The sequence below is a fragment of the Microbispora hainanensis genome (genome assembly GCF_036186745.1).
Taxonomy (GTDB): Bacteria; Actinomycetota; Actinomycetes; order Streptosporangiales; family Streptosporangiaceae; genus Microbispora.
This window is the reverse complement of record NZ_CP108086.1, coordinates 568,409-588,348: the sequence shown is the minus strand read 5'-3', so window position 1 is coordinate 588,348 and position 19,940 is coordinate 568,409. Positions and strand designations below refer to the sequence as shown.

The 19,940-nt window shown below is 72.0% G+C and carries 23 protein-coding genes; 17 read left to right on the top strand and 6 right to left on the bottom strand.

Annotation, left to right across the window (positions count from 1 at the left end):
- The first annotated feature begins 115 nt into the window (after nucleotides 1-115).
- Complete coding sequence (locus tag OHB01_RS02675; RefSeq protein ID WP_205829939.1) at nucleotides 116-1,582, top strand: MFS transporter; 1,467 nt, start codon at nucleotides 116-118, stop codon at nucleotides 1,580-1,582.
- Between the two features lie 158 nt (nucleotides 1,583-1,740).
- Here OHB01_RS02675 and cofC read toward each other — a convergent pair whose 3' ends face one another.
- Nucleotides 1,741-2,388 carry a 2-phospho-L-lactate guanylyltransferase gene (cofC, locus tag OHB01_RS02670; RefSeq protein ID WP_142646064.1) on the bottom strand — a complete coding sequence of 216 codons (648 nt, stop codon included), beginning with the start codon at nucleotides 2,386-2,388 and terminating at the stop codon, nucleotides 1,741-1,743.
- A 78-nt stretch (nucleotides 2,389-2,466) separates the two neighbouring features.
- Between cofC and OHB01_RS02665 the strand changes: the two genes are divergently transcribed.
- From OHB01_RS02665 to OHB01_RS02655, 3 genes are all read left to right on the top strand, one after another.
- Entirely contained in the window at nucleotides 2,467-3,264 is a 798-nt protein-coding gene (locus tag OHB01_RS02665; RefSeq protein ID WP_260617146.1) for a lysophospholipid acyltransferase family protein, read from the top strand.
- A gap of 53 nt (nucleotides 3,265-3,317) precedes the next feature.
- Nucleotides 3,318-4,325, top strand: coding sequence for an NAD(P)H-dependent glycerol-3-phosphate dehydrogenase (locus tag OHB01_RS02660; RefSeq protein WP_142646063.1), 1,008 nt, complete (start codon nucleotides 3,318-3,320; stop codon nucleotides 4,323-4,325).
- Between the two features lie 120 nt (nucleotides 4,326-4,445).
- The gene (locus OHB01_RS02655) at nucleotides 4,446-5,561 is read left to right on the top strand and encodes a D-alanine--D-alanine ligase family protein (protein ID WP_142646062.1); all 1,116 of its coding nucleotides are present in this window, start codon (nucleotides 4,446-4,448) and stop codon (nucleotides 5,559-5,561) included.
- Here OHB01_RS02655 and OHB01_RS02650 read toward each other — a convergent pair whose 3' ends face one another.
- Together OHB01_RS02650 and OHB01_RS02645 are read right to left on the bottom strand one after the other, a co-directional pair.
- The gene (locus tag OHB01_RS02650; protein ID WP_142646060.1) at nucleotides 5,562-6,017 is read right to left on the bottom strand and encodes a DUF3515 domain-containing protein; all 456 of its coding nucleotides are present in this window, start codon (nucleotides 6,015-6,017) and stop codon (nucleotides 5,562-5,564) included.
- Between the two features lie 23 nt (nucleotides 6,018-6,040).
- On the bottom strand, nucleotides 6,041-6,274 hold the full coding sequence (locus OHB01_RS02645) for an Lrp/AsnC family transcriptional regulator (protein WP_030506047.1): 234 nt from the start codon (nucleotides 6,272-6,274) through the stop codon (nucleotides 6,041-6,043).
- A 47-nt stretch (nucleotides 6,275-6,321) separates the two neighbouring features.
- Here OHB01_RS02645 and OHB01_RS02640 point away from each other — a divergent pair, with 47 nt between their 5' ends.
- Entirely contained in the window at nucleotides 6,322-7,290 is a 969-nt protein-coding gene (locus OHB01_RS02640; protein WP_142646058.1) for a thiamine-phosphate kinase, read from the top strand.
- A 169-nt stretch (nucleotides 7,291-7,459) separates the two neighbouring features.
- Here the strand turns inward: OHB01_RS02640 and OHB01_RS02635 are convergent, their stop codons facing one another.
- Nucleotides 7,460-7,951: a hypothetical protein gene (locus OHB01_RS02635; RefSeq protein ID WP_142646056.1), complete on the bottom strand. Its 492-nt coding sequence runs from the start codon at nucleotides 7,949-7,951 to the stop codon at nucleotides 7,460-7,462.
- On the opposite strand from OHB01_RS02635, the gene OHB01_RS02630 reads away from it, so the two are divergent.
- Together OHB01_RS02630 and thiD are read left to right on the top strand one after the other, a co-directional pair.
- Nucleotides 7,950-8,951 carry a cellulose binding domain-containing protein gene (locus OHB01_RS02630; RefSeq protein WP_142646054.1) on the top strand — a complete coding sequence of 334 codons (1,002 nt, stop codon included), beginning with the start codon at nucleotides 7,950-7,952 and terminating at the stop codon, nucleotides 8,949-8,951. The genes OHB01_RS02635 and OHB01_RS02630 overlap by 2 nt on opposite strands.
- A gap of 255 nt (nucleotides 8,952-9,206) precedes the next feature.
- On the top strand, nucleotides 9,207-10,004 hold the full coding sequence (thiD, locus tag OHB01_RS02625) for a bifunctional hydroxymethylpyrimidine kinase/phosphomethylpyrimidine kinase (protein ID WP_142646052.1): 798 nt from the start codon (nucleotides 9,207-9,209) through the stop codon (nucleotides 10,002-10,004).
- Between the two features lie 53 nt (nucleotides 10,005-10,057).
- On the opposite strand, the gene OHB01_RS02620 is transcribed toward thiD, so the two are convergent.
- Nucleotides 10,058-10,732, bottom strand: a complete 675-nt coding sequence (locus tag OHB01_RS02620; RefSeq protein WP_260617158.1) for an NAD(P)H-binding protein — start codon at nucleotides 10,730-10,732, stop codon at nucleotides 10,058-10,060.
- A gap of 160 nt (nucleotides 10,733-10,892) precedes the next feature.
- Entirely contained in the window at nucleotides 10,893-11,078 is a 186-nt protein-coding gene (gene rpmB / locus OHB01_RS02615; protein WP_030506042.1) for a 50S ribosomal protein L28, read from the bottom strand.
- A gap of 207 nt (nucleotides 11,079-11,285) precedes the next feature.
- On the opposite strand from rpmB, the gene OHB01_RS02610 reads away from it, so the two are divergent.
- From OHB01_RS02610 to OHB01_RS02565, 10 genes are all read left to right on the top strand, one after another.
- On the top strand, nucleotides 11,286-12,854 hold the full coding sequence (locus OHB01_RS02610) for a DAK2 domain-containing protein (protein WP_328854885.1): 1,569 nt from the start codon (nucleotides 11,286-11,288) through the stop codon (nucleotides 12,852-12,854).
- 36 nt (nucleotides 12,855-12,890) lie between these two features.
- The gene (recG, locus tag OHB01_RS02605) at nucleotides 12,891-15,053 is read left to right on the top strand and encodes an ATP-dependent DNA helicase RecG (protein WP_142646046.1); all 2,163 of its coding nucleotides are present in this window, start codon (nucleotides 12,891-12,893) and stop codon (nucleotides 15,051-15,053) included.
- Nucleotides 15,054-15,376: 323 nt separating this feature from the next.
- Entirely contained in the window at nucleotides 15,377-15,946 is a 570-nt protein-coding gene (rsmD, locus tag OHB01_RS02600; protein ID WP_142646044.1) for a 16S rRNA (guanine(966)-N(2))-methyltransferase RsmD, read from the top strand.
- 17 nt (nucleotides 15,947-15,963) lie between these two features.
- Complete coding sequence (gene coaD / locus OHB01_RS02595; RefSeq protein WP_142617375.1) at nucleotides 15,964-16,440, top strand: pantetheine-phosphate adenylyltransferase; 477 nt, start codon at nucleotides 15,964-15,966, stop codon at nucleotides 16,438-16,440.
- Between the two features lie 70 nt (nucleotides 16,441-16,510).
- Nucleotides 16,511-17,065, top strand: coding sequence for a YceD family protein (locus tag OHB01_RS02590; RefSeq protein WP_142646042.1), 555 nt, complete (start codon nucleotides 16,511-16,513; stop codon nucleotides 17,063-17,065).
- 1 nt (nucleotide 17,066) lies between these two features.
- Nucleotides 17,067-17,246: a 50S ribosomal protein L32 gene (rpmF, locus tag OHB01_RS02585; protein WP_142646040.1), complete on the top strand. Its 180-nt coding sequence runs from the start codon at nucleotides 17,067-17,069 to the stop codon at nucleotides 17,244-17,246.
- A gap of 268 nt (nucleotides 17,247-17,514) precedes the next feature.
- On the top strand, nucleotides 17,515-18,264 hold the full coding sequence (gene rnc, locus OHB01_RS02580; protein ID WP_142646039.1) for a ribonuclease III: 750 nt from the start codon (nucleotides 17,515-17,517) through the stop codon (nucleotides 18,262-18,264).
- A gap of 16 nt (nucleotides 18,265-18,280) precedes the next feature.
- Complete coding sequence (mutM, locus tag OHB01_RS02575) at nucleotides 18,281-19,162, top strand: bifunctional DNA-formamidopyrimidine glycosylase/DNA-(apurinic or apyrimidinic site) lyase (RefSeq protein WP_142646037.1); 882 nt, start codon at nucleotides 18,281-18,283, stop codon at nucleotides 19,160-19,162.
- Between the two features lie 47 nt (nucleotides 19,163-19,209).
- Entirely contained in the window at nucleotides 19,210-19,479 is a 270-nt protein-coding gene (locus OHB01_RS02570) for an acylphosphatase (protein WP_185948930.1), read from the top strand.
- A 188-nt stretch (nucleotides 19,480-19,667) separates the two neighbouring features.
- Nucleotides 19,668-19,862: a hypothetical protein gene (locus OHB01_RS02565; protein ID WP_036331364.1), complete on the top strand. Its 195-nt coding sequence runs from the start codon at nucleotides 19,668-19,670 to the stop codon at nucleotides 19,860-19,862.
- Nucleotides 19,863-19,940 lie beyond the last annotated feature (78 nt).

Below are 19,940 nucleotides of genomic sequence, written 5' to 3'. Positions count from 1 at the left end.
TTGTGTGGCGCCAAAACGAGATATATCGTGGTGAACATCGAACTTGGCGCTGAACACTGATCGGTGATAGAACAGCGCTCACTTTACTATGAACACTGTTCAGTTTCAGGGAGGGATGATGTCGGAACCCATCACGGCGACCGCGCCGGCGTCGCCGGTGGCGGGGGCGCCGTACCGCTGGCGCTGGGCGGCGCTCTTCGTGATCCTCGCCGGAGAGGTCATGGACCTTCTCGACGCGATGGTCACCAACATCGCGGCGCCCGAGATGCGCGCCGACCTGGGCGGCTCCGAGGCCGTCATCCAGTGGCTCGGCGCCGCCTACACGCTTTCGATGGCCGTGGGGCTGATCACCGGCGGGCGGCTCGGTGACATCTTCGGCCGCAGGCGCATGTTCTTGATCGGAGCCGCCGGGTTCACCGTGGGATCCCTGCTGTGCGCCGTCGCGCAGTCGCCCGAGGTGCTGATCGGCGCCCGGGTGATCCAGGGCCTGTTCGGCTCGATCATGCTGCCCCAGGGCCTCGGAATGATCAAGGAGATGTTCCCGCCCGCCGAGATGGGCAAGGCGTTCGGGATGTTCGGGCCGGTCATGGGGTTGTCGGCCGTCGGCGGCCCGATCCTTGCCGGCTGGCTCGTGACGGCCGACTTCTGGGGCACGAGCTGGCGGATGATCTTCCTGATCAACCTGCCGCTCGGCCTGGCCGCGCTGCTCGCCGGAATGCGCTTCCTGCCCGAGTCGCGATCGCCGCAGCCGCCGCGGCTCGACCTGGCCGGGGTCGCGCTCGCGTCCGTGGGCGCCTTCCTGGTGATCTACCCGCTGGTGCAGGGCCGCGAGAACGACTGGCCCGCGTGGGCGTTCGTCATGCTCGCCGCGTCGGTGCTCGTGTTCGCCGTCTTCGGCTGGTTCCAGTCCCGCCGCAGCCGCGCGGGCGGCGACCCCCTGATCGTGCCGAGCCTGTTCCGCAAGCGCGCGTTCACCGGGGGCCTGTTCACCGGCATGGTGTTCTTCTCCGGCATGGCCGGGTTCATGCTGGCCTTCAACCTCTACTGCCAGCTGGGGCTCGGCTACTCGCCGCTCAAGGCGGGGCTCGCGATGGTGCCCTGGTCGGGCGGCATGATCCTCGGGTTCGGGCTCGCGCAGGGGCTGCAGAAGTTCGGGCGCAAGCTGCTCCAGGGCGGCACCCTGCTCATGACGCTGGGCGTGCTCGGCGTCGTGCTCACGCTGAACCTCGCGGGCATGCACGTCAGCCCCTGGCAGCTCGCCCCCGCGCTGATCGTCAGCGGCATCGGCATGGGCCTGCTGATGTCGCCCTTCTTCGACATCGTGCTCGCCGGCGTGGAGGAGCACGAGACGGGCTCGGCGTCCGGCACGCTGACGGCGGTGCAGCAGCTCGGCAACGCGTTCGGCGTGGCCCTGCTCGGCACGGTCTTCTTCGACCTGCTCGGCGACGTCCCCACCGCCGGGAGCTTCGACCAGGCCATGAAGATCACCCTGTGGGTGGTGGCCGGAATGCTCCTGCTCACCTTCGTCGTGGCCTTCCTCCTGCCCAAGCAGGCCCGCGAGAACGCGGAGGCGGCCCACTGACACGACGTCACGGGCGGCCACGCCGGAGCGGGGGCTCGGCGCGGCCGCCCTTCTGACGTCAGGGCCGCACGGCCATTAGAACCGCCGGGCCATCCGGGCCGCACGGCCATCAGGGCCATCCGGGCCGTACGGCCGTCAGGGGCGTGGTGTCCGAAGGGTCAGGGTTCCGGAGTCGTGCCGAGCATCAGGGCCGCGACCTCGGCGGTCGCGGGGCCGACGCCAAGGGCGAGGGCGTCGCGCAGGTCCTCCACGGTGTCCACGTCCCTGCGTACGGACGTGATCCCCGGCGGGGTCAGCTCCTTGGCCCCCCGCGACAGGTGCCTGGCCCGCGACTCGCCGCCGAACCCCGGCCGGAAGGTCACGCCCGGCCGCACGCCGTAGAAGGTCGTCCCCACCTCGGCGGCGTCGGGGACGAATGCCTGGTCGAACTCCAGTGCCGCCGCGAGCACCGTCTCCAGCTCCGCGGGCCGCAGGGCGGGCAGGTCGGCCTGCAGCGCGCCGACGGCGTCGCCGGGCGCGAGCCGTACGGCCTCCTCCGCCCCGGTGCGCAGGGCGGTGTTCAGCCCCCGGTCGGGATCGGCCACCACGTGGGCCCCGAGCGCGGCCAGCCGCCGCGCGGGCAGCGGGTCGGCCGTCACGACCACCACGCGCGCCACCAGCGGGCACCGCAGCGCCGCCGCCACGGTGTCGGAGGCCACCGCGACGGCCAGATCGGCCCGGTGCGGCCCGGCGGCCGCCGCCAGCCGTGTCTTGGCCCGGATCAGGGTCTTCACCGGGACCACTATTGACCATCGCGCGAGGTGCATGCCTGTAGCATCCCGCCTCGACATCGCCCATGGCCAACCGGGAGACTTGTCCCGGATCCCGGTGATTTTGGAGACCCTGTGAGCCACCCCAGCGAACCCTCGTCCGACCCGACCACACCCGCGCCCACACCCGCGGCGCCCGCCGCCGCCACGGTGAACCGCCGCGCGGGCCGTCCGCCGCGCTTCTGGGAGACGCTCGCGGTCGTCGTCGTCAAGCCGATCTCACGGCTGTTCGTACGGCGGAGGTGGCGGGGCGGGGAGAACATCCCCCGCACCGGCGGGCTGATCATCGCCGCCAACCATCTGTCGTGGTCCGACCCCGTGCTGCTCTCGCACTACCTCTACAACAACGGGCGGTGGCCCACGATCCTGGCCAAGGCGGGTCTCTTCCGGATCCGCGGGCTCGGTCACGCCATCGCCCAGCTCCAGGCCATCCCGGTCGAACGCAACAGCACCGAGGCCACCAAGTCGCTGAAGATCGCCGAGGAGCGGCTGCGGAACGGCGCCTGCATCCTGTTCTATCCCGAGGGTACGATCACCCGCGATCCCGACCTGTGGCCCATGGTCGGCAAGACCGGTGTCGCCCGGCTGGCCCTCGCTACCGGCGTGCCGGTCATCCCGATCGCCCACTGGGGCGCCCAGGAGCTGCTGCCGTACGGGGCGACGAAGCCGCGCCTGCTGCCGCGCAAGACCTTCCACGTGCTCGCCGGGCCGCCGGTCGACCTGTCCAAGTACGCCGGGAAGCCCATGCGCGGCTCGGTGCTGCGCGACGCGACCGCCGACATCACCGCCGCCATCACCGAGCTGCTGGCCGAGATCCGGGACGAGAAGGCGCCAGAGGTCCCCTATGACCCCAAGAATGCGGCCGAGGGCTGAGCGGAGCGTACGGTGAGGGGGGAGCGCGCGGAGCAAGAGGAGTGGTGCGGCCAGTGAGCAGGGCGGCTGTTTTCGGAACGGGCTCGTGGGGCACCACGTTCGCGATGATCCTCGCCGAGGCCGGCACCTCCACGACCCTGTGGGGCAGGCGGGCGGAGATCGTCGACGCGATCAACGAGACCCGGGAGAACCCCGAGTATCTGCCGGGGACGCGGCTGCCCGACACGATCCGCGCCACGACCGACCCCGCCGAGGCCATGGCGGGCGCCGACTTCGTGGTCCTCGCGGTGCCGTCCCAGACGCTGCGCGCCAACCTCCGGACATGGAAGCCGCACATCCCGCCGGACGCCGTGCTCGTCAGCCTGATGAAGGGTGTCGAGCTCGGCACCTGCAAGCGGATGAGCGAGGTCATCTGCGAGGTGGCCGAGGTGCCGGAGCGCCGGGTGGCCGTGGTCTCCGGGCCCAACCTGGTGCCCGAGCTGGCCCGGCGGCAGCCCGCCGCGGCCGTCGTCGCCTGCTCCGACGAGGAGGTGGCCGCCCGGCTCCAGGAGGCGTGCCATCTGCCGTGGTTCCGGACCTACACCAATCCGGACGTGGTGGGCGTCGAGCTCGGCGGCGCGGTCAAGAACGTCATCGCGCTGGCCGTCGGCGTCGCGGCCGGCATGGGCCTGGGCGACAACGTGCGGGCGACGCTCATGACGCGGGGGCTGGCCGAGATCGCCCGCCTGGGCGCGGTGCTCGGGGCGGACCAGCACACCTTCGCCGGCCTCGCCGGGATGGGCGACCTCGTCGCCACCTGCACCTCGCCGCTGTCGCGCAACCGCACCTTCGGCGAGAACCTGGGCCGGGGCATGACGATGGCCGAGGTCGTCGCCGCCACGAAGCAGACGGCCGAGGGGGTCAAGTCGTGCGAGTCGGTGCTCGAACTCGCCAAGAAGCACGACGTGGAGATGCCCATCACCGAGGTGGTCGTCGGCGTCGTCCACGACGGCATGACCCCCGGTGAGGCCGCCGTCCTGCTGATGTCGCGCACGCCGAAGCCGGAGCGCTACGGCGTCTGATCACCGTCCGATCGGGATCTCGCCGGGTTCTGATCACGGTCTCAGCGGGGATAACGGACTCCCACGACGGGCGTGGCTGACAAGCCGTTTTGCGTCTCGAACACGGTAGATTCGGGCATCATGAATGAGGAGCGCGAGTCCCCGTCACGCGTACGCGTGGCAGTCGTCTTCGGTGGCCGCAACTCCGAGCACGCCGTCTCCCTGATGGGCGCGGGCAGTGTGCTGGAGGCCATCGACCGGACGAAGTACGAGGTCATCCCCATCGGCATCGCCCAGGACGGGCGCTGGGTGCTGGCGTCGGACGGCCAGTCCTACGCGATCGAGTCCGGTCGCCTGCCCGTCGTGGACGACTCCGGCACCGCGCTCGCACTCCCCGGCGACTCCGGCACCCTTGTGGCTCTCGATTCGGGCGACATCCCGCGTGCGCTCGGCCGCGTGGACGTCGTGTTCCCCATGCTGCACGGGCCGTTCGGGGAGGACGGGACGATCCAGGGCCTGCTGGAGATGGCCGGGGTCCGCTACGTGGGCTCGGGCGTGCTGGCCAGCGCGGTCGGCATGGACAAGGCGTACATGAAGCTCGTGCTGCGCGCCGCCGGGCTGCCGGTCGGCCCGTTCGTGGTCGTACGCGACCGCGACTGGCGGCTCGACCGCGGCCGGGTGCTCAAGGAGATCGAGGAACTGGGCTGGCCGGTGTTCGTGAAGCCGTCCAGGGCCGGGTCGTCGCAAGGCATCACCAAGGCGCACGACCCCGAGTCGCTGGAGGCGGCGATCGAGCTCGCCCGGGAGCACGACCCGAAGGTGCTGGTCGAGGCCGCGATCGTCGGCCGGGAGGTCGAGTGCGCGGTGCTGGAGTCGCTCGGCGACGCCGCCCCCGAGGCGAGCGTCCCCGGCGAGGTGCTCGTGCGGGGCGAGCGCGAGTTCTTCGACTTCGAGGCCAAGTACTACCCCGACCAGATGGAGCTCCGGGCGCCGGCCGACATCCCCGGCGAGGTGGCCGAGACGCTGCGGTCCCTGGCCGTGCGCGCGTTCGAGGCGCTCGGCTGCGAGGGCCTGTCGCGGGTCGACTTCTTCTACACGCCGTCCGGCGAGCTGATCGTCAACGAGATCAACACGATGCCGGGCTTCACGTCGCTGTCGGTCGCGCCGCAGCTGTGGGCCGCCACCGGCCTGCCGTACGCCGACCTGGTCGAGCGGCTGATCCAGCTCGCGCTGCGCCGGCCCGCGGGCCTGCGGTAGTCACTCCGGGATGCTCGACTTGATCGGCTCGGCGAGGTCGACCAGCACGGCCCCGGCCTGGATCCCCTGCCCGATCGTCACCTCGACGTACGCCACCCGGTTGGTGGACGTGAACAGCGTCGGCCGCCGCGGGTCCTGGAACCAGCCGACGCCGTTGATGTCGGCGACCTCGGCCGTGGGCTCCATCGCGGCGGGCCGGGGCACGCCGCAGCGCAGCGCGATCTGGCCGTCACCCCAGACGGCGACGTACGGCGAGGGCGGCTCGGAGGGGGTCCGGTCGAGCCCTTCGAGCGTCTTCGGCAGCGCGGCTTCGAGCTTGCGGCAGGCCGCGGCCGCCTCGCCGGTCGGCGTGGGCGGCTCTACGTGGACGGTGGACGAGCAGGCGGCGAGCAGGGCGAGCGCCGCCAGGACCAGGCCTGCCGGTGTGGCGCGCAGGGGCCTCCTCGCCTCTCGCATCGTCTCCTCGGCTCGCGCTCCGCTCAGATGTGGACGATCGGACACGTCAGTGTACGGGTGATGCCGTGGACGGCCTGGATCTGGGCCACCACGAGCTTGCCGAGCTCGTCCACGTTGTTGGCCTGGGCGCGGACGATCACGTCGTAGGGCCCGGTGACATCCTCGGCCTGCGTCACCCCGGGAATGGAGGAGATCTCCTCGGCCACGTTGGCGGCCCTGCCGACCTCGGTCTGGATAAGGATGTAGGCCTGCACCATGACGCCCTCCGGGTAGAGATCAGTGCCGGAGCGTAACCGTACCTCGAATGCACAAGGGGTGTGCCATCACAGTCGGAGATCTCGGCGAATTCGGAGTAATCCAGCGGATATCGGGACGCCTTCCGCGGACTGCGGCCGTACTGCTGGGCCCCGGCGACGACGCCGCGGTCCTGAAGGCGCCCGATGGGCGGGTCGTCGTCAGCACGGACCTCCTGATCGAGGGTAGGCACTTCCGCCGCGACTGGTCGAGTGGCTACGACATAGGCCGGAAGGCGGCGGCACAGAACCTTTCCGACATTGTTGCCATGGGGGCCGATCCGACCGCTCTCGTGGTCGGCCTGGGGCTGCCCGCCGACGTCGGCACCGACTGGGTGGACGCCCTGACCGACGGCTTCCGCGACGAGTGCGACCTGGTGGGGGCGACGGTGGCGGGGGGCGACATCGCCCGCTCGGAGACCGTCGTGCTCGGCGTGACCGCGCTGGGCGATCTCGGCGGCAGGGCCCCGGTGACCCGGTCGGGCGCGCGTCCGGGCGACGTGGTCGCGGTGGCGGGCCGTCTCGGCCACGCCGCGGCCGGCCTGGCCCTGTTCGAAGCGGGGGTGACCGGCGGCTCCCCGGACCTCGTGACCCTGCTGGAGGCGCACCGCCGTCCCCGGCCGCCGTACGCCTGCGGTCCTGCGGCGGCGCTGCTCGGCGCGACGGCGATGCTCGACGTCAGCGACGGCCTGCTGCAGGACCTCGGTCACGTCGCCGACGCGAGCGGCGTGGCCGTGGGACTGGACGCCGCCGCCTTACCCGTGCCGGAGTCACTGTCCGCGGCGGCACGCGAGCTCGGCGCGGACCCCCTGGAGTGGGTGCTCACGGGAGGTGACGACCACGCGCTGGCCGCGACGTTCCCTCCCGGCGTACGGCTGCCGCCCGAATGGACGCGTGTGGGAGCCGTCACGGAGGGACACGGAGTGCAGGTCAACGGACAGACCTGGACCAAAGGGGGATGGGATCACTTCCGTGCGTGATGTGAAATTTGTGACATAGGCGTATTAGATCTGTTATTAAGTATGGCGGTCAGGCAACAGGAAGGACCGTCATGGGCCGCCACACGGCAGGACGCAAGGCACGAGAGGGTCAGCCCTCCCCGGGTCAGGACGACCTCGCAGAGAGGGGTGGCGTTCAGGACCACCTGGCCTACCGTCCGCCGGTGACGCCGGACGAGCAGTCCCTCGCCGGGCCCGGCCAGTCCGCGCAGTGGCCGGGCGGCGGTGCCGTGCCGTGGCCGGTGCCGCCTTCGGAGGCCGCCGGTGGCCCCGCGACCGGCCCGATGACCGGCCCTGTGACGGGTCCGGTGACGAGCAGTGGCCCGGCGACAAACAGCGGTGCCATGCCGTGGCCCGCGCCGCCCTCGGAGGCCGCCGGTGGCCCCGCGACCGGCCCTGTGACGAGCAGTGGCCTGGCGACAAACAGCGGTGCCGTGCCGTGGCCGGTGCCGCCCTCGGAGTCGACGAGCCGGATGTTCGCGGCCCTGTCGCCCGAGCGGCTGGAGTCCGAGAGTCCGTCGTCGCCGTCGATGTCGTCATCGCCTTCGGAACGGACGGCCTCGTCCGCCCTCCTGACGGCGTCCTTGGGCGCCGGGGACCCCGGGCAGGACGGGGACGACCATGCGAAGCCGCCGAGACGCATGCGGCGGCTGGCGCTCGTGTCGGGGCTGTCGGTGCTGCTGGCCGTGGGCGTCACGGCCGGCGGCGCTCGGCTGCTCGCCGGGCGGACCTCCCTGGCCCTGGATCAGCCGACGACGGCCTGCCCGACGTCGGAGAACTGCGCAGCCGACGGCGGGCCGTACGGAGCCGGGTCCGGCCAGTCCCTCGACGCGACCCCCGCGTCCGGCGACCCGGCCGGGAACGGTCAGGACCAACAGGGCAAGAAGGACTCCGGCGCGTCCGGTTCCGGCCAGGAGGACACCGCACAGAAGGACACCGCACAGGAGGACGCCGCGCAGAACGACGCCGGGGAGGGCACCCCCGCGGCTCCCCGCGCCACACCGGTCGCGACGGCGACCTCGAAGGGCCGGGACCACGACCACACGTCCGCCCGTACGCGTGCCTCGTCCACCGCTGCCCCGCGTGCGTCGGCCCACCCGACCGGGCAGGTGGACGATGCTCCCGCCGCCGTCACGGCCGACCCGGACGACACGACGGGCGCCGGGTCCACCGACGGCGCGACGCCCGGTGAGACCCCGCTGAACGACTCCGGGAGCGGCGAAGACGCCGGTGACGCGGACGACTCCGCTGACGAGTCCGACGCCGATGCGAACCGCAGGACCGGCGCGCACCCGGTGCGGACCACGTCCGCTCTCGTCGCCGGAGGCCCGGCGGTGCGGGTGGGGTTCACGGTGACGAACCGTCACGCGGGCGGCTACACGGCCCGGCTCGCCGTACGGAACGAGGGCCCGGACCTGCCCGCATGGACCATCCGGCTGGCCGTCGGCGGGCGGGTGACCTCGGTCGAGGGGGCAGGCTGGCGGCAGCAGGGGGACACCCTGACCCTGACCTCGCAGGCCGCGCTGGACCAGGGCGGCACGCTGACGCTGACCATCCACGCCGAGGGCGCGTCGGCCGCACCCGCCGACTGCGTGCTCTCCGAGGGACGTTGTGAGGTCACCGGCGCGTCCCAGCGCGGCTGAGGCGTCCCCGGCGGCCCGGCGGCGTCGGCGGCGTCGGCGGCTCGGCGGAACGCCTCGGGACGGCCGGGCGCCGCGTACGCCAACGCTTCACGGGTGTGCGGCATGAGTCTCGGCGCGGCCGCGACCCGCTGACCCGGTCCCCCAGCCCCCAGCCCCCCAGCCCCCCAGCCTCCAGCCCCCGGCTCCCGGCTCCCGGCCACAGCCGGAGACGGGGCGTTTTCCAGGGAACGGCGGGGGTTTTGGTTGGATGGTCGCATGACCACCCCACCACGTGTCCTGACCATCGCGGGCTCGGACTCCGGCGGCGGCGCCGGCATCCAGGCCGACCTGAAGACCATGCTGGCCCTCGGCGTCCACGGCATGAGCGTCATCGCGGCCGTGACGGCGCAGAACTCACTGGGTGTGCAGGGCTACTGGGAACTGCCCCCCGAGGCGGTGCGGGCACAGCTCGACTCGGTCCTCGGCGACATCGGAGCCCAGGCGATCAAGACGGGCATGCTGGCGTCGTCCGTGCTGGTGAAGACCGTCGCGGAGGTCCTCGCGGGCGTGACCGTGCCCGTCGTGGTGGACCCGGTCGGCGTGTCCAAGCACGGCGACAGCCTGCTCGCGCCGGAGGCCGTGGAGACCGTCAAGAGCGTGCTGCTGCCGACCGCGACCGTGGTCACCCCCAACCTGTGGGAGGTCGAGCAGCTCACGGGCGTCAAGGTCGAGGACACCGGCGACATGCCCCGCGCCGCCGAGGCGGTGCTGGCGCTCGGCCCGAAATGGGCGCTGATCAAGGGCGGCCACCTTCCCGGGGAGCCGGTGGACCTGCTCACCGACGGGTCGAGCGAGCACCGCTTCACCGCCGAGCGGCACGACAACCGGCACACCCACGGCACCGGCTGCACGCTCGCCTCCGCGATCGCGTCGTACCTCGCCCTCGGCGAGGACGTGCCCGGCGCCGTACGGCGGGCCAAGGAGTACGTCACGGGCGCCATCGCGCACGGGTTCCCCCTGGGCGCGGGCATCGGGCCCGTGGACCACGCCTGGCGGATGCGGACGGACGCCTGAGCCGGGGCGTCCGGGTCGCGGGAGGCCCCGGCGCGATGCCCTGGCGCGATGCCTCAGCGGAAGGCGTCGGCGTGGTCGGCGGCCCACTGGCGGAACGTCCGCGCGGGTCTGCCGGTGATCTGTTCCACCGTCGAGGTCACCAGGTCGGAGCGGGGACGCCGGGTGCTCGCCAGCAGTGCCTCGACCAGCGCGGGCGGCCTTCCGTCCGCGAGCATCCGCTCCCGTGCCGCCTCCACGGGAACCTCCTCGAAGCGCAGCGGACGGCCGATCACCTCGCCGATCAGGCGGACCTGGTCGGCCCTGCTCACCACGTGCGGTCCGGTCAGCACGTGCGTGGCCCCCGCGTGCCCGTCGCCGGTCGGCACGCGGGCCGCCACGGCCGCGACGTCGGCCTGGTGCACCACCGCCGTGGGGGCGATGCCGGGGCCGCGTACGACACCGTCCTGCCGGATCTGCCCGGCCCATCCCAGCGCGTTGGAGGCGATCGTGTCGGCGCGCAGGATGGTCCACTCCAGGCCCGACGCCTTGATGAGGCTCTCCATCTCGGCGTGGAGCCGGTAGATCGGGTCGGTCCGCCACCCGGCGTCCTCGTTCACGCCTGACGACGACAGGTAGACGAGGCGGCGGGCGGAGCCCGCGATCGTGGCGAGGACGTCCTGCGCGCCCTCGGACGTGAGGAAGGGCCAGACCAGGAACACCGTCGTGATCCCGCTCAGCGCCCTTTCCAGGGCGGTCGAGGTCGTCTCCAGTCAAGGTTGTCCCGGTCCAGGTCGTCCCGGGCCGAGACCATCTCCGGTCGAGGTCGTCTCTGCCGAGGCCGTCTCTGGTCGAGACAGCGCGAGAGCCCGCCACCGGTTCAGGTGGCGGGCTCTCGCGGATGTCAGACGGTCAGCGCGTGACCTTGCCCGCCTTGATGCAGGAGGTGCAGACGTTCATCCGCTTCGGCGTCCCGTTGACCACCGCGCGCACGGTCTGGATGTTGGGGTTCCAGCGGCGGCGGGTGCGGCGGTGCGAGTGGGAGATGTTGTTGCCGAAAATCGGCTTCTTGGCGCAGACGTCGCAGACGGAAGCCACGGTAATCGCTCCTTTGAATCAGTCGATCGGCCCGGCGCCGGTGCAGCGGCTCGTCCGAGCAATGCCGGGACAACCGGCTGGCCACACGAGGATATCCGATGTTCACCGTTGCACGCCAAACGGGACTCCGGCGAACGGGGGATAGTCTCGTACCCGCCAACGGTAGCGCATCGGGGGGCCGGATCGCGCGGAAGGAAGGTCTGCCGGATGCTCAAGGTGCTCGATCCCCCCGCCGTGCGCCGCTGGTCGCGCCACTGCGCGGCGGCCCTCGGCCGGGCCAGGGCGGAGATCGACGCGCTCAACGTGTTCCCCGTGCCCGACGGGGACACCGGCACGAACCTGCACCTCACGATCCTGTCGGCGGCCGAGGCGGTGGACGCGCTGCCCGGCGGCGCGGACGCGAACGCCACCTGGCAGGCCCTGACGCGCGGGGCCCTGCTCGGCGCGCGGGGCAACTCCGGGGTGATCGTCAGCCAGGCCGTCAGGGGCCTGGGTGAGGTGCTCGGGCGCGCGCCGGGAGGCGGCGCCGACCTGCGCGACGGCCTGACGAGGGCGGCCGAGATGGCCAGGGCGGCGGTGGTCCGCCCGGTGGAGGGCACGGTGCTGAGCGTGTTGTCGGCGGCGGCGCAGGCCGTGCGCGACGCGCCCGACGACCTGGCCGAGGTGGCCCGCCGGGCGGCCGACGAGGCGCGGCGGGCCCTGCGCCGTACGACCGGTCAGCTCGGCGTGCTGTCCCGCAACGGCGTGGTGGACGCGGGCGCGGCCGGGCTGGTGATCATGCTGGAGAGCCTGGCCGAGGTGGTGACCGAGGCGTACAGCGAGCGCCACGAGGTGCCCGCCCCGGCCGCGCGGATCGCGCCCGAGCAGGCGCAGGACACCGGCGGCCCCGGTTACGAGGTCATGTACCTCCTCGATGCGGGCGCGCAGGAGGTGGACCGGCTGCGGGGCGAGCTCGACGCGCTGGGGGACAGCCTGGTGATCGTCGGCGGGGAGGACCTGTGGAACGTCCACGTCCACGTGGACGACGCGGGCGCGGCGATCGAGGCAGGGCTGCGCGCGGGACGGCCCCACCGGATCAAGGTGACCTACCTCGGGGGACGGCCGCACGAGCCGGGCCCGGCGCGGGGCGTCGTCGCGGTCGCCGCGGGGGACGGCCTGGCGGCCCTGTTCCGGGAGGCGGGGGCGGTGGTCGTGCGGCGCGAGCCGGGCTCCGCTCCGACGGCGGCGGCCCTGCTGCGGGCCGTCCGGGAGGCCGGCACCGAGGTCGCGGTGCTGCCCAACGACGCCGCCACACATGACGTCGCCGTGGCCGCCGCGGAGATCGCCAGGGAGGAGGGCGTGACGGTCAGCGTCCTGCCCACCCGGGCGTCGGTGCAGGGCCTGGCCGCGCTGGCCGTGCACGACCCGCTGCGCCGCTTCGACGACGACATCGTGGCGATGACCGACGCGGCAGGGCACACCCGCCACGGGCACGTGTGGGTGGCCGACCGCGAGGCGATGACCAGCGCCGGGATCTGCCGCCCCGGCGACGTGCTCGGGGTGGTGGACGGCGACGTCGCGCTGATCGGCGCGGACCTGACCGAGACCGCGGTCGAGGTCGTCCGGCGCCTGGTCTCCGGCGGCAGCGAAATGGTCACGCTCGTCGCCGGCGCGTGCGCGCCCGAGCCGCTCCTGCCCGCCGTACGCGTCCATCTGGAGCAGGTCCGCCCCGACCTGGAGATCGTCGTGTACGAGGGCGGACAGGGCGGTTATCCCCTCCTGATCGGCGTCGAGTAGCCGGATTGTCGGCCCGTACGGGTAGTAATTGGTGTCGTGACGAGCTTCGACGAGCCGCTCAAGAAGGTGGTCGGCAGGTCGGCCGCCTCGCTGGAGAGCGCCCTGGGCATCAGCACGGTCGGTGAGCTGCTGCGCCACTATCCGCGGCGATACGCGCAGCGCGGGGAGCTGACGCCCATCGCGTCGCTGGAGCACGACGAGCACGTCACCGTGGTCGCGAAGGTGTCGTCGGCCGTGCGCAGGCCGATGAAGAACCGGCAGGGCACCTGGCTCGACATCGAGGTGACCGACGGCAAGGAGAAGCTCCACCTGGCGTTCTTCGGCAAGGGCGCCTACGTGGCCGAGCAGCGGCTCACGCCGGGCACCGAGGCGATGTTCTCCGGCAAGGTCGGCGTCTTCGTCGGCGGGAGGACCAGGCGCGTCTCGCTCACTCATCCCGAATACGAGTCGTTCGACGAGACGGAGGAGACGGCCGAGGAGTTCGCCTCCGCACTGGTGCCGATCTATCCCTCCGCCCAGGGGCTGCCGAGCTGGAAGATCCGGCGGGCCGTGCGCACGGTGCTCGACGTGCTCAGCCTGGACGACCCGGTGCCCGCCGAGATCCGGGAGCGGCTGGGGCTGCTGCCGATCGAGGATGCGCTGCGGCGGGTCCACCGGCCCCGCAGCCAGGCGGACGTCGCCCGGTCGCACGACCGGCTGAAGTTCGACGAGGCGTTCGTGTTGCAGGCCGTGCTGGTGCGGCGGCGCATGGCCGCGTCCGCCTGGCTCGCCCGGGCCCGTCCCGGGCGCGACGACGGGCTGCTGCGCGAGTTCGACAAGCGGCTGCCGTTCCAGCTCACCGAGGGGCAGCGGCAGGTCGGCGAGGAGATCGCCGCCGACCTCGCCCGCGAACACCCCATGCACCGGCTCCTGCAGGGCGAGGTCGGCGCGGGCAAGACCGTGGTCGCGCTGCGCGCGATGCTTCAGGTGGTCGACTCCGGCGGGCAGGCCGTGCTGCTCGCCCCCACCGAGGTCCTCGCCCAGCAGCACCACCGGTCGATCGTGAACATGCTGGGCGACCTCGCGGCGGGCGGCATGTTCGGCGGGACGGCGGTCGCGCTGCTCACCGGCTCGATGGGGGCCGCCGCGCGGCGGAGCGCGCTGCTCGACGCGGCCTCCGGCGCGGCCGGCATCGTGATCGGCACTCATGCCGTGCTGCAGGAGCACGTGCAGTTCGCCGACCTCGGCCTGGTCGTGGTGGACGAGCAGCACAGGTTCGGCGTCGAACAGCGCGACGCGCTGCGCGAGAAGGGCGGCGGCGGACGCCCCCACGTGCTGGTCATGACGGCGACGCCGATCCCGCGCACGGTCGCGATGACCGTGTTCGGCGACCTGGAGGTCTCCACGCTGTCCCAGCTCCCCTCGGGGCGGGCCCCGATCACCACCCATGTGGTGCCCGCCGCGGAGAAGCCTCACTACCTCGACCGCGCCTGGCAGCGGGTGCGCGAGGAGGTCGGCCTGGGCCGCCAGGCCTACGTGGTGTGCCCGCGCATCGGCGACCAGGAGGGCGACGAGGGCGACCTGGCGAAGGACGACGAGGAGCGCAGGCCGCCCCTGGCGGTGCTCGACGTCGCGCGCATGCTCGCCGAGGGCCCCCTGTCGGGCCTGCGGATCGAGGCGCTGCACGGCAAGCTCGCGCCCGAGGACAAGGACGCCACGATGCGGGCCTTCGCCCGGGGCGAGATCGACGTGCTGGTCGCGACCACGGTCATCGAGGTCGGCGTCGACGTCCCCAACTCGTCGGTGATGGTCATCATGGACGCCGACCGCTTCGGGGTCTCCCAGCTCCACCAGTTGCGCGGCCGGGTGGGCCGGGGCGGGCTGCCCGGGCTGTGCCTGCTCGTGAGCGAGGCCCCGGAGGGCACCCAGGCGCGCCGCAGGCTCGACGCGGTGGCGGCGACCCTGGACGGGTTCGAGCTGTCCCGTGTCGACCTGGAGCAGCGCAGAGAGGGCGACGTGCTCGGCGCCGCCCAGTCGGGGCGCAAGTCCTCGCTCAAGCTGCTGCAACTGCTGCGCGACGAGGACGTGATCGAGACCGCCCGGGCCGAGGCGACCGCCCTGCTGTCCGCCGATTCCGAGCTGTCGGCCCACCCGGCCCTGCGCGCCGAGATCGACACCATGGTCGCCGGCGAACGCGCCGAATACCTCGAGAAGGCGTGAGGGGGGAAATGAAACGGGCGCCGTGTGAACACGACGCCCGTTAAACGACCCAGGGCCCAGCCTTGGGACGGCCTCCCCCCGAATGCCGTCCCCGGCTGGGCCCGCCCTCGGGTCAGGTGCCGAGGGCGCCGGCGTGCGGAAGGGCTCACGACCACGCCGGCCGGCCTCCCCCTGGGTCACCGCGAAGGCCGCAGAACTCATGATGCGCAAGTGACCGACCCCGCGATACGGCTCTTACTCATTCGTCGCCGCGGCTTGCCCACTCTTGACTCCGTGCCCCTCCGCTGTGCCGGGACGGCCGCCGGGGGCGGGACAATGAAGGTGTGACGCGGGTGATCGCAGGGACGGCGGGGGGACGCAGGCTGGCCGTCCCACCGGGGAGATCGACCAGGCCGACGAGCGACCGCACCCGGGAGGGCCTGTTCGCCACCGTCGGCTCCGCGCTCGGCCCGCTGGACGGGGTCCGGGTGCTCGACCTGTACGCCGGGTCGGGCGCCGTCGGGCTGGAGGCGCTGAGCCGGGGGGCCGCCCACGCGCTGCTGGTGGAGTCGGACGCCAGGGCCGCGCGCACGATCAGGGAGAACATCGCGTCCCTCGGGCTGCCGGGCGCGGCGCTGCGGGCCGAGAAGGTCGAGCGGGTGGTGGCCCGGCCGTGCGAGGAGCCGTACGACTTCGTCTTCGCCGATCCGCCCTACGCCGTCTCCGACGAGGCGGTCACGCGGGTGCTGACGGCGCTGCGCGACAACGGCTGGCTGGCCGAGGGCGCGCTCGTGGCCGTGGAACGGGAGTCGAGGGGTAAGGACCTGGTGTGGCCCGCGGGCTTCACGGAAGACAGGGTCCGTCGATACGGCGAAGCGGCCGTTTGGTACGGTCACGCAGCCGGGAACCCGTGAATCTATGGGGGTGCGCCTTGCGTCGTGTCGTCTGCCCGGGGTCGTTCGATCCCGTGACCAACGGTCATCTGGACATCATCGGCCGGACGTCACGGCTGTATGACGAGGTCGTCGTGGCCGTGCTCATCAACATCGAGAAGCGCAGCCTGTTCACCGTCGACGAGCGCATCGAGATGCTCCAGGCGGTGACGAAGGAGTACGGCAACGTCCGCGTGGAGAAGTTCCACGGCCTGCTGGTCGACTTCTGCAGGCAGCAGGGCATCCCGTCCATCGTGAAGGGCCTGCGCGCGGTCAGCGACTTCGACTACGAGCTGCAGATGGCGCAGCTCAACTATCGGATGTCGGGCGTCGAGACGCTGTTCATGTCCACCAACCCGGAATACTCCTTCCTGTCGTCGAGCAGGCTCAAGGAGATCGCCCGGTACGGAGGGGACGTGTCCGGCCTGGTCCCCGACCTCGTCCACCAGCTGCTGGTGGAGCGGCTCAGAGGCTGAACCGGGGCTGGTATTCTTGCCTTTCAGCCTTGCACGACGGCGGTGATTCGCCATGCCTAACGAGAGCAGGATGAGTCTGCACAGCCTCGATCCCCGAGCCCCCTGGGTGATCTCCACCCATGACCTGGGGCGCCGACCGGGATCGATGCGCACACTCAGCCCGGTTCTCCCGGCACCGGTGGATCTCGCCGTCGGAATGATCGGCGTTCCCAAGGACGCCGACGTCGAGCTGGACATCCGGCTCGAGGCGGTGATGGAGGGCGTGCTCGTGACGGGCACGGCGCAGGCTCCCCTGACGGGGGAGTGCTCGCGCTGCCTGGACCCGTTGACCTCGGAGATCGAGGTCGACTTCCAGGAGCTCTACTTCTACTCGGCGGAGGACGCCGGAGAGGACGATCTGCTCCTCGACGGCGAACTGCTCGATCTCGAGCCGGTATTCCGTGACGCGGTGGTGCTCGCACTGCCGCTGAGCCCGGTGTGCGGTGATGACTGCCCCGGTCTCTGTGCGGAGTGCGGGATCAGGCTGGCGGAGGCCGGCCCTGACCACCGGCACGAAGCGATCGACGCCCGCTGGGCGGCGCTGCAGGGTTTGGTTGTGGAACAGGAAGACGATCAGGAGGGTTGACGTGGCCGTCCCCAAGCGGAAGATGTCGCGGAGCAACACCCGCGCCCGCAGGTCCCAGTGGAAGGCGGCGGCGGTCGCACTCGTGAGCTGCCCGCAGTGCCGCTCGCCCAAGCGCCCGCACGTGGCGTGCCCGAGCTGCGGCACCTACAACCGTCGTCAGGTCGTCGAGCCGTCGGCCTGATCGCGCGTGCGGTAAGGGACGTCGGGACGCCGGCCGGATCGTCAAAGCGAGCCGGTCGGCGTTACCGTGCTTCAAAGAGTTACCGTGCTCCATAGGAACGTGCGGTGGCGGTTGGACGGTACGCACCGACATGCACGCCCGCGGCCGTGGTGGACGCCGGGGCCATCGGCTCCCGGCGGACCGGCGTCCACCACGCCTTCGGGCCTTCGGCCGGCCCGCCTGCCTCCCGTGCACGGCCCTGCCTGCACCTAGGAGTTGGGAGGATTTCATGGCCGCGCCGTCTGTAAAGCCCGTGCCCGTCGAGGTCGCGAGAGACGAGCTGTTCCAGATCCTGGATGTCCGGCTCAGCACCGGCATCCTCGAGCGGGCGCTGACGCACCGCTCGTACGCGTACGAGAACGGCGGACTGCCGACGAACGAGCGCCTGGAGTTCCTGGGCGACTCGGTGCTGGGTCTCGTGGTGACGGACACGCTGTTCCGCAACCACCCGGACCTGCCGGAGGGCCAGCTCGCCAAGCTGCGCGCCGCCGTGGTCAACATGCGCGCGCTCGCCGACGTCGCCAGGACGCTCGACCTCGGCAAATACCTGCGGCTCGGCCGTGGCGAGGAGGGCACCGGCGGCCGCGACAAGTCGTCGATCCTGGCCGACACGCTGGAGGCCCTGATCGGCACGGTCTACGTCGACAAGGGCCTCGACGAGGCGTTCCGCGTCGTCCACCTGCTGTTCGACCCGCTCATCACGCGGTCGGCGTCGCTCGGCGCCGGGCTCGACTGGAAGACGTCCCTGCAGGAGCTCACCGCCGCCGAGATGCTCGGCGTGCCGGAGTATCACGTGGACGAGAGCGGGCCCGACCACGCCAAGTCGTTCTCCGCGGTCGTGCGCGTGGGCGGCAAGGAGTACGGCAAGGGCTCGGGCCGCAGCAAGAAGGAGGCCGAGCAGCAGGCGGCCGAGGCGGCCTGGACCGCGATCCGCGCGGTGCGCGACGCCCGCGAGGGCGCCGGTCCCGTACACGCCTGAGCACGGGAGACGGCGCATGCCCGAACTGCCCGAGGTCGAGGTCGTCCGCAGGGGCCTGGAGAGCTGGGTCGCGGGCCGGACGGTGGCCGCGGCCGAGGTCCTGCACCCCCGGGCGGTCCGGCGCAACGTCGGCGATCTGCCCGCCCAGCTCAAGGGCCGCACGCTGGCGTCGGCCGAGCGGCGCGGCAAATACCTGTGGCTGCCCCTGCGCGACGACGCCACCGGCGAGGAGGAGCCCGGCGAGGCGCTGATCGCCCATCTCGGCATGAGCGGTCAGCTTCTCGTCGTGGACCCGCTGTCGCCGATAGAGAAGCACCTGCGCGTGCGCATGGGCTTCGCCGACGGCGGCCTGGAGTTACGCTTCGTCGACCAGCGCACTTTCGGGCACCTGCTGGTGGCGCCCATGACCTCCGGTCTCGGCCGGCCGGTGCCGGAGCCGATCGCGCACATCGCCGCCGACCCGCTCGAGGACGCCTTCGACGACGCCGAGTTCGCCGTACGGCTGCGGCTGCGCCGTACGGGGATCAAGCGGGCGCTGCTCGACCAGTCGCTGATCAGCGGGGTCGGCAACATCTACGCGGACGAGGCGCTGTGGCGCGCGCGCCTGCACTGGGCGCGGCCGACGGAGACGCTGACCCGGCCGAAGATCGCCGAACTGCTCGCGGCGGTCCGCGAGGTCATGACCGAGGCGCTGGGGCAGGGCGGCACCTCCTTCGACAGCCTCTACGTCAACGTGAACGGCGAGAGCGGCTACTTCGACCGCTCGCTCGCGGTGTACGGCAGGCGGGACGAGCCGTGCCGCCGCTGCGGAACGCCCATCAGGCGGGAGGCGTTCATGAACAGGTCCTCCTACAGCTGCCCGAAGTGCCAGCCCCGCCCGAGGAGCGCCCGCCCTTAGACCACCCCCCGCTGCGCCGGCCGGAGTCGATCTGGATACTTGTAGGCGTGGTTCGGTTGACGGCATGGGTCCGTGGACGGGTGCAGGGTGTGGGGTTCCGCTGGTGGACCCGCGCCCGCGCACTGGAGCTCGGGCTCGTCGGGTGGGCCTCGAACCTGGCCGACGGGAGGGTCGAGGTCGTCGCCGAGGGCCCGAGGGAGTCATGCGAGAAACTCCTGTCGTTGTTACGCACCGGAGACACGCCCGGCCACGTCGAGGGGGTGGTCGAGCGCTGGAGCGATGCGAAGAGAGGTATCGCCGGGTTTGTCGAGAGGTAGGGCTTCCCTCAAACCTCCTAAATCCGGTATATTTATCTAGCGAGAGTGCCCACCGGTGCGTCTGTGCGGAGCGTTCAACTTGACCGCCTCCATTGCCGGTGCGACTCTTGAGAGGAACCACGCGCACCCCTCCCGCGGCATGAAGTGCGCGAACCAGTCTGGTCACTCAGCGTGGAGGACCCTTTACTATGGCGAAGGCTCTACTCGGCCACGTCGGCGGTCCTGATCCTCGGATGATCTCGGAAATGCGCCGTCTCCAGCAGCGCATCCGCGACCTCGAGGCAGAACTCACCCGGCTCCAGGCCCAGAACGACGCGCTCGCGGCGCAAACTCGTGACGAGGCCCTGGTCCGGCTGCAGGATCGCGAGCCGGCTCTCACCTGAGGCCCGGCGGGAACGGGAAAGGATTGTAGGGACGCCCCGCAAAGGCGTCCCTTGCCATTTGCGCCGTCGTTCCCCGGC

What these genes read in the sequence shown, in the direction of transcription:
- OHB01_RS02675 (WP_205829939.1), top strand. Translation starts at nt 116, where the DNA reads ATGATGTCGGAACCCATCACGGCGACCGCGCCGGCGTCGCCGGTGGCG.
- cofC (WP_142646064.1), bottom strand. Translation starts at nt 2,388, where the DNA reads ATGCACCTCGCGCGATGGTCAATAGTGGTCCCGGTGAAGACCCTGATC.
- OHB01_RS02655 (WP_142646062.1), top strand. Translation starts at nt 4,446, where the DNA reads ATGAATGAGGAGCGCGAGTCCCCGTCACGCGTACGCGTGGCAGTCGTC.
- OHB01_RS02650 (WP_142646060.1), bottom strand. Translation starts at nt 6,017, where the DNA reads ATGCGAGAGGCGAGGAGGCCCCTGCGCGCCACACCGGCAGGCCTGGTC.
- OHB01_RS02645 (WP_030506047.1), bottom strand. Translation starts at nt 6,274, where the DNA reads ATGGTGCAGGCCTACATCCTTATCCAGACCGAGGTCGGCAGGGCCGCC.
- OHB01_RS02640 (WP_142646058.1), top strand. Translation starts at nt 6,322, where the DNA reads ATGCACAAGGGGTGTGCCATCACAGTCGGAGATCTCGGCGAATTCGGA.
- OHB01_RS02630 (WP_142646054.1), top strand. Translation starts at nt 7,950, where the DNA reads ATGCGGCGGCTGGCGCTCGTGTCGGGGCTGTCGGTGCTGCTGGCCGTG.
- OHB01_RS02635 (WP_142646056.1), bottom strand. Translation starts at nt 7,951, where the DNA reads ATGCGTCTCGGCGGCTTCGCATGGTCGTCCCCGTCCTGCCCGGGGTCC.
- thiD (WP_142646052.1), top strand. Translation starts at nt 9,207, where the DNA reads ATGACCACCCCACCACGTGTCCTGACCATCGCGGGCTCGGACTCCGGC.
- OHB01_RS02610 (WP_328854885.1), top strand. Translation starts at nt 11,286, where the DNA reads ATGCTCAAGGTGCTCGATCCCCCCGCCGTGCGCCGCTGGTCGCGCCAC.
- OHB01_RS02590 (WP_142646042.1), top strand. Translation starts at nt 16,511, where the DNA reads ATGAGTCTGCACAGCCTCGATCCCCGAGCCCCCTGGGTGATCTCCACC.
- rnc (WP_142646039.1), top strand. Translation starts at nt 17,515, where the DNA reads ATGGCCGCGCCGTCTGTAAAGCCCGTGCCCGTCGAGGTCGCGAGAGAC.
- mutM (WP_142646037.1), top strand. Translation starts at nt 18,281, where the DNA reads ATGCCCGAACTGCCCGAGGTCGAGGTCGTCCGCAGGGGCCTGGAGAGC.
- OHB01_RS02565 (WP_036331364.1), top strand. Translation starts at nt 19,668, where the DNA reads ATGGCGAAGGCTCTACTCGGCCACGTCGGCGGTCCTGATCCTCGGATG.